The sequence below is a fragment of the Undibacterium sp. KW1 genome (genome assembly GCF_009937955.1).
In the GTDB taxonomy this organism is placed as follows: domain Bacteria; phylum Pseudomonadota; class Gammaproteobacteria; order Burkholderiales; family Burkholderiaceae_D; genus Undibacterium.
The window spans coordinates 4,984,506-4,997,287 of sequence record NZ_AP018439.1 but is presented as its reverse complement, the minus strand read 5'-3'; the positions used below and the strand labels follow the sequence as shown (position 1 = coordinate 4,997,287).

Below are 12,782 nucleotides of genomic sequence, written 5' to 3'. Positions count from 1 at the left end.
CAAAAAGCCATACACCCGTACTAGGGGCTGTTAACATTCAAGAAAATGTGTTTACATACGGTATTGAAAAAACGGGATACCGAAATGCAAGGCGACCGCAAGATGTTAAGAGATGATCAATGGGAGAAAATAGAAGCCTTGTTGCCGGGAAAAGTGGGTGATCCTGGTCGGTCAGGGGAGAATAATCGTCAATTTGTTGAAGCTGTGTTATGGATAGTGCGCACCAGTTCACCCTGGCGTGATTTACCAGCGGAATTAGGGAATTGGCATACGACTTATACGCGCTTTAAGCGCTGGGGTGAAGCAGGTGTATGGCAAGAAATAGTGGAAGCAGTGAGCGGCGATCGGGATATGGAAGCATTGATGATTGATAGTACGGTGGTGAGAGCACATCAACATGCTTCAGGTGCTGCAAAAAAGAAGGGCGTCAAGCGATAGGACGTTCACGCGGCGGCCTGACCAGCAAGATACACGTCGCGGTGGATGCGCTTGGCAATCCTGTGCGTTGGTTACTGACAGGGGGAGAGGGATCCGATATGAATCAAGGTTTGCCATTGATTAAAGGCTTTCAGGCGAAAGCGATATTGGCTGACAAAGGTTATGACTCGAATGTTTTTGTGGATTACATTCATGCTAACGGGATGCTGGCCGTTATTCCGCCAAAGAAAAACAGACTGGTGCAGCGTGAATATGACCGCCACTTATACAAAGATAGAAATATTGTTGAACGTTTTTTCAATCGCATAAAGCAATTCCGTAGACTTGCAACACGGTATGAAAAATTGGATAGAAACTTCCTTTCCTTTATCAATCTTGTATTTGCTTACCTTTGGATTTGTTGAATGTTAACAGCCCCTAGAACTCATTTCATAAATAGGGTGAGATGCGTTTGCCTCATAACGTGGGCTGGCAAGGGTAAAGCAGGGGTTTCGTGCAGCATTCTGCACGCCTGCGTACGATGTGCGCTTACCAGCGCACATGCGCCCTGCAAGGGGACGAGGCAGTCAATAGCGGTGCTATTGATAACGAGTCCAACGCAGTCCACGTTATGAGACAAACCCTCCGGGAACTGACGATTTGGGCGCATTGCAGCGTTGTGCCGCTTGCAAAGGCACCAGCCTTAGCTGCACAGGGTACACACCAAAGGCCTTGCACTGCATCCCAAATCGTCTTGTTCGCACTCATCCTATTTATGAAATGAGTTCTAGAAACCTCGACAAATAAACTTACTATTTCTCCTGTTTTAATACTGTCCCCACTGACCGATGACTGCTAAGATAGGAGCCACCCAAGGTCAGAGGATGATTGCCTGCGCATGGCGCTTAGTCGAATTTCGACTAAGAGCAAGAAAACTAATCAAGCCAGGTGTGTCTTTGTATTTGAGTAAAGTGGTTGCGACCCATTTAAGCAGATTATTTTGAGAAAGAAAGCTGTAATTTTTGTCATTTCTAATCAATGTTTATTTTCGACACCATTATTTCGTCAAGCGGCGATGGTCTGTGCATTAAATATCCTTGCGCATAATCGACACCAATCGCACGTAGCCGGTCGAAATTGTCCTGCGTCTCGACAAACTCAGCAACAGTTTTAACACCCACGGCCTTAGAAACTTCAACAAAGCAGCGAACAGCTGCCACATTCAACTGATCCTTCGCTAAATCACGGATAAATTGACCATCTATTTTTAAGAAATCGACAGACAATGATTTTAAATAGCCGAACGAAGATGCACCTGCACCAAAGTCGTCCAATGCTATCTTGATTCCTGCCGTGTGTGCCTGCTCGATAAATATAGCAGCGTCTGCAAGATTGGTTACCACCGCCGTTTCTGTTATCTCGATGCACAATTTATGACAAATCTCTTTACCTGCCTCATTCATTTTTTCGAGCGCCCATCGATGAAAAGCGCGGTCGCCAACGGATTGACCAGAAAGATTGATGCTGAGATTCTCAATGTCGTCGATCGACGGCAATGATTTAAGCCAATCTATGGCATGCATAAGGACCCAGCGGTCAATGCGTGAGGCCAGATGAAACCGTTCTGCAGCTGGCATAAAAGCACCTGGCAGCACGAGAGAGCCATCACTGTCGACCATCCGCAAAAGTACTTCTGCATGCAGCCCTTTGGATGAAAAGCCTATCGGTGAAATATGTTGCGCATAGAGCACGAAAAGGTCTTCATCGAGTGCCTGCCCGATACGATCGGTCCATTTCATTTCGCCATGCCGTGTCCGCATCGCCAGATCAGAATCAAACCAGACATGTACTCTGTTACGTCCAGCCTCTTTTGCGGCATAACAAGAGGTATCTGCCGCTTTCATGATTGATTCGATGGTTGACCACCGATTATCAACGGGAACCAAACCGATACTAGCCCCGATCCGGAAACGTCTGCCATCATGCATAAAGCGAAAATCATCCATTTTCTCGCAAATTTGTTGCGCGACCCGTTGTGCTGGATCATCAGCACAGTGTTCTAAAATAATCGCAAACTCGTCCCCACCTAGTCGCGCAAGCGTATCTCGTTCCCGTATTGCAGATAATAATAATTTCGCTACCTGCTGCAAAAGTTGATCACCAACCGTATGTCCGCAAGAGTCATTAACCAGTTTGAATTGATCAAGATCAATGTAGAGTAAGAAATGCTGACTTCTTTCATCGTGTGCTTTTTGCAAAACGCGACGAAGCCGATTTTCAAATTCCGCTCGATTGACAAGTCCTGTCAGTGCATCATGGGTTGCGCGATAACTCATTTCACCGGATAGACGTCGTTGCTCCGTCACGTCATGAAATACCAGCACGACACCTAAAAGATCGCCAGTTGTATTGCGAATAGGCGCCGCAGAATCTTCAATACCGTACTCCTCTCCATTACGCGACATCAGTACAGTGTGGTTAGCCAATCCCACTATCTTACCTTGCTCTAGACAGACCAAGACTGGATTCTCAGTAGCTTTGCGCGTTTCCTCGTTAACGATATGAAAAACTTGACCCAGTGGTCTTCCTATCGCCTCAGCCACAAGCCAGCCAGTCATTCGCTCAGCAACTGGGTTAAGCCAGGTAACTTGTCCCCTATCATCGGTCGTGATGACCGCATCACCAATCGAACGCAAGGTCACTTCTAACAGCTCACGTTGCTCTGCCAAATCGGCAGTCAAGCTTCGAGATTCGGTAACATCCCAATTAGCACCAACCATACGTAATGGGCGTCCCGATTCATCACACGTGACGCGACCCGTACTACAGATATGATGAATAGAACCATCGGGCCAAACGATACGAAATTCTGTAGCAAAAACACTACGTCCAGAGACCGCTTCCCGCAAGGCTAATTCTGCGTTCTTACGATCCTCTTGATGAAGGCTTCGTGACCATAACTCAAAAGGGGCAGCATCTTGCCTCGGAGTCAAACCATGCAAGCGATACATCCATTCATCCCAGGCCAAGGTATTGCTTAAAATATCCCAATCCCAAATGCCAATGCGACCAGAGTCTGTCGCCAGAGATATTCGCTCTTTCGCTTCTTGCAATGCGACTTTTTCCGCATTGCGTTCCGTGATGTCTTCGTGTGTGCCAAACATCCATTCAGGTTTGCCATCGGCAGTCCACGTCATGACACGACCATGACTACGCACCAGTACTAAGTGTCCATCCCGGTGACGCATTCGAATTTCACACTCGTAGCGCACGTTAATATCTGCAAAATGTCGTTCAAGTAATGCTTCCGACACCTTTAAGTCATCCGGATGTACAGTATCGACCCAGGTTTGGATTGACAGAGGATAAAAATTCTCTAAGGAATAACCAATAATTTCAGCCCATCGGTCATTAAAAATCACTTCTCCTGTCTGAACATTCCACTCCCACGTTCCCAATTGGGTACTATCAATGATGTGTGCTAACCGTTGACGCTTTTGTTGCAGCTTATGCTCAACGATGCGTCGTTGAGTCACGTCTTCGATTACAGCAACACTACTGCGTGGCTGTCCATTTGCATCGTATTCGAGAATGGCCGAAAGCAAGACATCAAGTATTGAGCCATCTTTGGCCACCATTTGATAGGCAATGTTATCGCATCGTCCAGTTTTAAAGAATTCTGGTATTACAATATTTTTGGCATGTTCTTGTGACTCAGGGGTCAGATATTCTGAAGATAAATGTCCCAACACCTCGTCGCGGCTATAACCGAGTTTAAGCAACCACGTATTGCTTACAACAATCAATCTTCCGTTCACATCAATCGAATGCAGCATCGTGGGAGTTGTATGATAGATCTGGCGTAAGTGATTTTCACTGGCCTGCAAATCAAGTGCCGCTTGTTGGTATTGACGTACTGCGCGCCGCCCTTCCAGAGCCGCTGCGGCAGCGAGAGCCAAACATTGCAGATTTTCACGCTGCTTTTCATCTAAATATTTTGGCTGACGATCAATAACACATAGGGTGCCAACACGATTCCCATCACTTAAGATGATCGGTGCACCAGCATAAAACCTGATATCAGGATTACCCGCAACCAGGGGATTGTCAGCAAAACGCACGTCTTGCTTTGCATCTGATACCTCAAATACCTCATCCCCTAGAATCGCATGCGCGCAGAAAGCGATATCGCGCGGTGTTTCCGATACACCAGGTAACCCAATATTTGCCTTGAACCATTGGCGCTCTATATCAACCAGGCTGATCAATGAAATAGGCACACCGCAAATGGAAGATGCAACTCTCACCAAAGCATCAAATTCAGCTTCAGGAGAAGTGTCAAGAATGTCAAGTGATTGAAGTGAGGCTAATCGGTCTTTCTCGTTGGCTGGCAAGTGTGCTGGATTCATTGCTTATCATTCTAGGGAAAATATCAAAATTAGAAAATTTAATGAACTAACATTAAAATGTTTGATTGTTGGCGATTGACTAACGTACGATTTCAATGCACTACGTACCTGAGGCCATCTAATAAAATATGACATCTAATTTAAGAGATAAAACCCCATCAAACTAGGCTATGCTTACTTTCAATAAATCCAAAGGAAAGCAAACACATTTTCTTGAATGTTAACTACCTCTAATCTTTTGCCGGAAAATCAAACCAACACGACACAATAATTATGCTCAAAACTCTTCCCAACTACCCTCATTTGCCGTGACAAGCTTGGGCATAGGCTTGGTCTTTGCAACTGCGCGCTGGATTTTTTGTATCCCTGCAGTAGTCGATTTACTGATGCTGGCAGGCTGCGCCTTTATCGCAGGCGCTGTTTGCAGATGATTTGTTGGTTCGATTTTAAATTGTTGTACCAGGTTGGCCAGGCTCGCCGCCTGCTCTTGTAATGAACCGGCAGCGGCGGCGGCTTCCTCTACAAGGGCCGCATTTTGTTGTGTGACTTCATCCATTTGTATGATTGCAGTATTGATCTGCTCTATGCCCGATGTCTGTTCTGCACTGGCAGCCGTGATTTCACCCATGATGTCAGTCACGTTACTGATGCTGCTGACCACTTTGTTCATGGTCACGCCAGCCTCATCAACCAGGCGGCTACCCACGCCAACCTTTTCAACGGAATCATCGATAAGTGTCTTGATTTCCTTCGCAGCAGATGCACTACGTTGTGCCAGGTTGCGCACTTCGCTGGCCACTACGGCAAAGCCACGGCCTTGTTCACCAGCGCGCGCTGCTTCAACCGCTGCATTAAGCGCCAGAATATTGGTCTGGAAGGCGATGCCATCAATGACGCTGATGATATCGACGATCTTTTTCGATGAGGTATTGATATCGCCCATCGTGCTGACAACCTGGGCAACTACCGCCCCACCCTGGATGGCGACTTCACTGGCGGCGATGGCCAGTTGGTTGGCCTGGCGGGCATTGTCGGCATTTTGTTTGACGGTAGAAGTCAACTCTTCCATGGACGACGCTGTTTCTTCCAGTGCACCAGCCTGTGACTCCGTACGGGATGACAAGTCCATATTACCCGTGGCAATTTCGCTCGATGCGGTGTTGATTGTTTCTGTGCCCTGGCGTACCTGGCCAACCAGATGAGCGAGGCTGTCATTCATCTGCTTCAATGCCTGCATCAATTGACCCGCTTCATTTTGCGCCTGTACTTCAATCTGGCTGGTGAGGTCGCCTTCGGCCACGCTCTGGGCTACTTGTATCGCCTTTTTTATTGGGGTGGTGATGGCACGTGCACTATTCCAGGCAATTGCAATGCCGATAGAAATGGCTGCAAGTGTCGCAACGATCATGAAAGTCATTGACGCCTTATAGGCTTCCTTGGCATCGACTTCGTCCTTAGCATTTTCTTCACCTTGCAACAAGACAAATTCGTGAATTGCATGTTGCCATTTGCTGTTAACTGGAACGACATCTTTCAACAAAAATTTGACTGCTGCATCTTTATCCGTTTTTGCCAATTCGACAAATTTGTCATTGAGCGTCCGCGCTGCTTGCTGAGCTTCCTTGATTTTGGGCATGAAAGTCTTATCCGCGTTATCCATAGGCATTTTTTCCAGTTTGGAATATGCCTTGTTGTACTCCACGCGGGCTTCGTCAATTTTTTTATGCTGCTCTTGCGCCATGCTGTCATCAGACACCAGGGCAATGGTTCTGATCACCCTCGATTCAATATGCACAGAGCTGGCCATGTCTTCCAGGTGATTGATTTTGGCGACATTGATATCGACGACATGGTGCAGCGCTTCATTGGATTTATGCATGCCATTAACGCCAAGCAAAGCGACGATTGCCAATATGCAAAGCAACAGGCCATAACCTATGCCAAGTTGCTGGCCTATCTTCAAATTGGATAATTTCATTTTCTGTCTCCGGCTATTTAGCTATTACTGGATTGGTGCTGTGATAAAGTGGTTGCTTGTCTTTTTTAATCAGGGCGCTGGTTATTGCGGCAAATAATTCCTGATCGTCGACTGGTTTTTGTAAAACTGCTAAGGCATGGGCAAGATCAGCATTTCTTTGTTTTTCACTGACTTCTTGCCCTGTCAGAATGACGACAGGCAGCTCAGGTGCAATTTGAGCCAGCTGTGCAATCACGGCAAAGCCAGACATATCCAGCATGTGCAGGTCGAGTAATACGCATGCAGGTTGCCTGGATTCAAGGCTGCCCAGGAAGACTTTGCCCGATACGAAAGCGTGTGCTTCCAAACCAGCCGAGCGCAATAGGCGCAGCAAAGAGCGACGAATTCCTTCTTCGTCATCAACCACCGCTATCCATGTAGATGTATTTCCCATGAGCATCATCTTATGTTTGAAAAGATGATGAGGCTATTGGACCTTGGTCCAATAGCAGGCATTTCATTGTTAAACAAGGTGAGTTGGCGTGGGCGGGACCAGCTGGAGCTGGCAGATCTCAGACTTTTAGTTTTCCCAGCAAATGGATAAGGGCAGCGATGGATGTCACGTCCATCTTGCTCATCACCTTGGCGCGGTGTACCTTGATGGTTTTTTCGACTGTCCCCAGCTCTGCTGCGACTTGTTTGTTGAGCTTGCCTTCTATCAGCAGGTACAAGACTTCAAGCTCTCGTGGTGTCAGGCTGTCCAGGCGGGCTTGTATTGCTTGCTTTTCGGCTTTCGCAAGTCTGGCGCGTTGGTTACGTTCAAAGGCGGCCTTTACCGCTGCCAACAGTTTTTCGTCATCCACTGGCTTGGTCAAAAAATCTTGCGCACCCAGCTTCATGGCAAGCACACCGGCATCTATGCTGCCATGGCCTGTCAAAAAGATAATGGGCAAATCACTATCCACCTCGCTGAGCCGATGCTGTAGTGCCATACCATCCATACCCGGCATGGCAAGGTCCAGCACCAGGCAGCCAGCCTTATTTGCACTGTCGCTGTCCAGGAAGGCTTTTGCTGATTCAAAGGTGACAGCATTCAGGCCGGCAGATTGTAATAGGCGCGACATGGCCTTGAGTATTGCTGGCTGGTCATCGACCAGAAATACGCTGGGTGCTTCTGTCATGAGGCGGGCTCGTTCGAAACAGGTAAGTGGAAGCGGAAACTTGCGCCAGTGCCAGCGTGATTGTCATGGTTTTCGTACCATAATTGGCCGCCACTGGCTTCGATAATATTCTTGCAAATAGATAAACCCAGTCCCATACCATTTTTCTTGGAAGTGTAGAAAGCTTCGAATATTTTGTCGCCCAGAGCTTCTGGTACGCCAGGGCCATGGTCATTCACACTGACTTCGACTTTGTTTTCTGGTGTTAGTCTGGTGTTGATTTCTATGACGCGTTGGTTAGCACTGAGTTCAGAGACAACTTCACTCGCATTCATAACAAGGTTGATCAAGACCTGTTTTAATTGCACGGTATCCGAGCTGATCAGAGGTAAGTTTTCTTGCAGTTCACTTAACAAAGTAATTCCCTGATTAATCATGTCATTACGGAGGATATGCACGACTTTCAACACCACTTCATTGATGTCCACATTTTGATGCTCATTACTGCGCTTATCGAACAAGCGACGTAAACGCCGGATGATTTCGCCGGCACGCTTGTCTTCGTCCACGATATCTTGCAGAATTTCGCCCAGCTCCTGTAGGTCCACTTCGGGCTTGGCCAAAAAACGCTGGGCAGCCTGGGCATTGCTGAGTATGGCAGTCAGTGGCTGGTTTAGTTCATGCGCCAGGGCACCAGACAATTCACCCATGGTGGCGACACGTGCCAGGTGCATGACTTCCACACGCTTTTGTGCCAATTCAAGTTCTGCCTCCTTGCGTGAAGAAATATCTACAGCCACGCCACGGGTCAGCAATGGTTGGCCTTGTTCATCAAGTTCTACCTGCCAGACTACAGCCACCCATCGTTCGGATTCGTGCGGAAAAATCACCCTGAACTCGGCCTGGAATCGATGCTTTCCATCTTGAGTATAATTGCCTGTGACGTTTTGTATATGGCGGCGGTCAGCTGGATGGATGCGCTGAATGACCATCTCCATATTCAAGGTTTCATCCTGACTAAAACCAAATTGCCTGCGCCATTCCAACGAGGCCCACAATTCTCCAGTTCTCAGATCTCGTATCCATGTGCCTATATTGGTAATATCGCTGGCCATGGTCAGGCTCAGCTGTATTTCGCGCAAATCGTTTTCACGCACTTGCAGGCGCTCGGATAGCCGCAATTCTTGTGCCCGGCGCTCGCGCTCGGTTTCTGTAATATCGCGGATGATGGCGATGACGGTATCCTGGGTGCATGGCACTATCCTGGCTTCGAACTGCATGTCACCTCGGTCAGCAACTGGCAGGTCATGGCTAAATTCCTGGAGTTTGCCGCTGGTCAGTGCCTGGTCAATTGCGTTTATATATTGGCTTGCCACATTTGGCGGTAACACTTCCTCAATTTTTAATCGCAGTAGTTGTTCCTTGCTTTGCAATAACATGCCTGGGTCAGGGGCATGCACGTCAAGATGGCGGCCATCGCGGTGGATAGTCAGAATCAAATCCGGGATAGCTCTTACCAGGGCGCGGTTCTTGGCTTCACTTTCCAACAGTGCTTTTTGCGATTTTTTGAGCAAACTGACATCTGTCACCAGCACAAAGAATCCTTGCACAATACCATCAATGGTATGAGCGATGTATTGCGCCCAAGTATGGCCAACATCGCCATTGGCCTTCACCAGAGTACGTTCAAATTGTTGATCTACACCTTTCAAGACTGCCTTGATATAGGCGATATTTTTGGAAAACAGCTCCTGGCCAAGCAAGTCCTGCATATGTATGCCTCGCATTTGTTCAGTGGTGCGGCCAAACCAGCTCAGGTAATGGTGGTTGGCATAAGTGCAGCGCAAGTCCGAATTCCAGTAGGCCACCATGCCTGGTACGTTCTCGGCGACAACGCTGGCAAAATATTGCCCCTCAGCCTGGCTCATGAGCTTGCCTTGCTGGCGCGTTATATCTGTCAATTGCACACCCAGACAGCTTTGCTGACTGTTGGAGTTCAGGACGATCATCTCTAATCTGAGCAAGATTAGTTCCCGGTCAGCCTTTACAGCCCTTATCTCGCAAGTAGATGTCTCGCCAAGGGCGGTCAGTGCAGACAATTGAGTTTCTAGCACTGCCTGATCTTCAAAGACAAATGTCCGTAGTTGCTGCCCCTCCAGGTTTTCTGGTGTTGTGCCTAGCAGGCTCGCTGCCGACAGATTGACATGCATTACCTCCCCAGCGGGATCGATGAACAGGCAAGGGGTGCGCGAATGTTGGAAAAAGTCTTCGTAAAAACTCTGTTTGGCCTGTTGCGACTGCAGGGTAAGTTTAAGAGCTGCATTTTCGTGCTCAAGCTGCTCCACCCGCGCAAGCAAATGTTGCGCAGCAAGCTGATCACTTTGTGTTGTATTCAGCGGGTCTTGCAGAGTTGTATGAGAAATTATTTGCATGAGCTCGAGTTAGATTACTTTTGCAACTTTGCACAATAAAACATTAAACGTATTGAGCTAAATCAGTCTGGATTGTAACTTTGTTGTCCGCAATTTCTGCATAAATAGTGTGTCTGAATTGCGGGCTTTACAACAGAGCGCGAAGACACAGTGTGGTTTACGTAGAGAAAATATTATTGTCGTAGTTGTAATTTCATGATGCAATTTATAATTATTGAATTCATTCAGTAATGCTATATCAATATCATTTAAGTGAAAGAGATATTCTTTGTGAAAAATACCGCCTCTGCCCTGACTTTACGCTTGCTGGCTGCGTTCCCTCTGTTGCTGGTCTTTCATCTCTCAAATGCTGCGGATAACGCTACCTGGCAAGGTGACATCAAAACCAGAGTCAGTGAATCAGCACAGGCGATAACACATGCAATGGATGGAATATACCGGCTCAGGGGCGAGGCCAGCAGTTTGTCCAAGCCGGATGCCAGTAAAGAAGACCTGCAGGCAGCTCTGGCCAAACTTAAACTTGCTCTGGCGGCGATAGATAGTAATGAATCACTTAACCTAAGCGCAGATGCTTTGCACTTCAGGGGTCGCCGTTTTGATTTCATGCTCGATGCAGCCGTGCTGGAGCTACGCCTGGGTAATAAAGAAGCGTTTTTGAATTTCCTCGAAAGCAGCCAGACCTGGGTATTGATTCCTGCCCTGAAGAGCTATCTGACTACACCAGCCTTTGCCACCGTCAAGGATGAACCGCGCTTTAAAGCTTATCTCAAACTGATAGAGTTGCCCGCAAAAATGGGACGTGCTTCTGTACTAGGAACGCCCTACAAAGAGCAAATCAGCACCGCAGAAAAAGTCGCAGGCCTGTCGATGTTCTGGGCCGAGGTCAAGCGCAGCTTTGTGAATTTCCATAATGTTCCTGACCTTGATTGGGACAAGGTCTATCTGGAATACCTGGATAAAGTCATGCAAACCAAGAGTACCCGTGAGTATTACCAGGTCATGATGCAACTGGCACCTTTGCTGCAAGATGGGCACACCAATATCTATGCACCGGAAGAATTGCAAGATGGGTTTTATTCACGGCCAGCGCTGTCAACTGCCCTGATTGGCAAAAGCGTACTGGTCACCAAGGTGCAGAACCAGCAGCTTGCCCAAAAAATCCAGCGTGGTGATGAAATCATCAGCATAGACGGTCAGCCAGTGCACGAGTATGCGCTCAACAATGTAGCTCCACGCGCCAGTAGCGGCACCCCACAGGACAAGGTTGTGCGCATGTACAGCTATGGCTTGTTTAGCGGCGACCAGAGTAAAAGCATACGCCTTGGTTTACGCGATGCAACCGGTAAAGAAAGGATAGAAGTTGTCGCTCGCGGGCAAGACCGGGACGTGCCAGGCGACCCATCTTTTGATTTCAGAATGCTGCCCGGCGACATCGCCTATCTTGCCCTTGATCACTTTGAAAGCGATGCTGGTGTCAAGAAACTTGAATCCGTGATGCCCAATATCATGAAGGCCAAAGGATTGATACTAGAACTCATTTCATAAATAGGGTGAGATGCGTTTGCCTCATAACGTGGGCTGGCAAGGGTAAAGCAGGGGTTTCGTGCAGCATGCTGCACGCCTGCGTACGATGTGCGCTTACCAGCGCACATGCGTCCTGCAAGGAGACGAGGCAGTCAATAGCTTTGCCTATTGACAACGAGTCCAACGCAGTCCAGCGCGCGTTATGAGGCAAACCCTCCGGGAACTGACGATTTGGGCGCATTGCAGCGTTGTGCCCCTCGCTAAGGCACCAGCCTTAGCTTCGCGTCACGCCTTGCACTGCATCCCAAATCGTCTTGTTCGCACTCATCCTATTTATGAAATGAGTTCTAGATATACGCAATAACGGCGGCGGCTCCAGTTTGCATGGCGCTGCCATACTGAGTTTTTTAAGCAAAAAACCCGTACCCTACGCATACAGCGCAGAAAGACAGGAGAGTAACTTCATGCGTGCCAGGAGTGACGTCATCCTGCTTGATACGGTACGTGGTGGTATTTCCAAACCGTATGTGAATGAGCGCAAGGAAGTTTATGCAGGCCCGGTCGTTGTGCTGGCTGGCGCAAAAACTTTTTCAGCCGCAGAAGATTTTTTGATGTCTTTCGTTACCTTGCAGCGTGGTACCGTCATAGGCAGTGCTACTGCTGGCAGCACGGGTATGCCCATGTTCTTTAAATTGCCTGGTGGTGGCAGCGCCCGCATTTGCGTCAAGCATGACAGCTTTCCAGATGGCCGCGAATTTGTCGGCAAGGGCATAGCGCCAGATATAGAAATCGCCCCGACTGTTGCAGATATACGTGCCGGGCGTGATGTGGTGCTGGACAAGGCGGTAGCTGTGCTCAGTAAATAAGGGGTTGATGGGCAGAT

General features: G+C 48.1%; 8 protein-coding genes. 3 read left to right on the top strand and 5 right to left on the bottom strand.

All coding sequences use genetic code 11. The features are described from left to right. Positions 1–84: 84 nt before the first annotated feature. Positions 85–842, top strand: a protein-coding gene (locus UNDKW_RS22425; RefSeq protein WP_370529047.1) for an IS5 family transposase whose coding sequence is annotated in 2 segments (ribosomal slippage) — positions 85–411 and positions 414–842 — 756 coding nt in all. Because the reading frame shifts where the segments join, the coding sequence is not laid out codon by codon here. Between the two features lie 606 nt (positions 843–1,448). Here UNDKW_RS22425 and UNDKW_RS22420 read toward each other — a convergent pair. From UNDKW_RS22420 to UNDKW_RS22400, 5 genes are all read right to left on the bottom strand, one after another. Continuing rightward, complete coding sequence (locus tag UNDKW_RS22420) at positions 1,449–4,826, bottom strand: EAL domain-containing protein (protein WP_162060532.1); 3,378 nt, start codon at positions 4,824–4,826, stop codon at positions 1,449–1,451. Between the two features lie 277 nt (positions 4,827–5,103). Next, positions 5,104–6,804 carry a methyl-accepting chemotaxis protein gene (locus UNDKW_RS22415; protein WP_162060531.1) on the bottom strand — a complete coding sequence of 567 codons (1,701 nt, stop codon included), beginning with the start codon at positions 6,802–6,804 and terminating at the stop codon, positions 5,104–5,106. A gap of 13 nt (positions 6,805–6,817) precedes the next feature. Further along, positions 6,818–7,237 carry a response regulator transcription factor gene (locus UNDKW_RS22410; RefSeq protein ID WP_162060530.1) on the bottom strand — a complete coding sequence of 140 codons (420 nt, stop codon included), beginning with the start codon at positions 7,235–7,237 and terminating at the stop codon, positions 6,818–6,820. 118 nt (positions 7,238–7,355) lie between these two features. Continuing rightward, on the bottom strand, positions 7,356–7,964 hold the full coding sequence (locus UNDKW_RS22405) for a response regulator transcription factor (RefSeq protein ID WP_162060529.1): 609 nt from the start codon (positions 7,962–7,964) through the stop codon (positions 7,356–7,358). Then, a complete protein-coding gene (locus UNDKW_RS22400; RefSeq protein ID WP_162060528.1) occupies positions 7,961–10,375 on the bottom strand; it encodes a PAS domain-containing protein in 2,415 nt (804 codons plus the stop codon). The genes UNDKW_RS22405 and UNDKW_RS22400 overlap by 4 nt, the downstream gene beginning before the upstream one ends. A 270-nt stretch (positions 10,376–10,645) precedes the next feature. Here UNDKW_RS22400 and UNDKW_RS22395 point away from each other — a divergent pair, with 270 nt between their 5' ends. Together UNDKW_RS22395 and UNDKW_RS22390 are read left to right on the top strand one after the other, a co-directional pair. Continuing rightward, on the top strand, positions 10,646–11,920 hold the full coding sequence (locus UNDKW_RS22395) for a S41 family peptidase (RefSeq protein WP_162060527.1): 1,275 nt from the start codon (positions 10,646–10,648) through the stop codon (positions 11,918–11,920). A gap of 332 nt (positions 11,921–12,252) precedes the next feature. Beyond that, positions 12,253–12,765 (top strand): S41 family peptidase, encoded by a 513-nt coding sequence (locus tag UNDKW_RS22390; protein ID WP_255431555.1) that lies wholly within the window; start codon positions 12,253–12,255, stop codon positions 12,763–12,765. Positions 12,766–12,782: the final 17 nt, after the last annotated feature.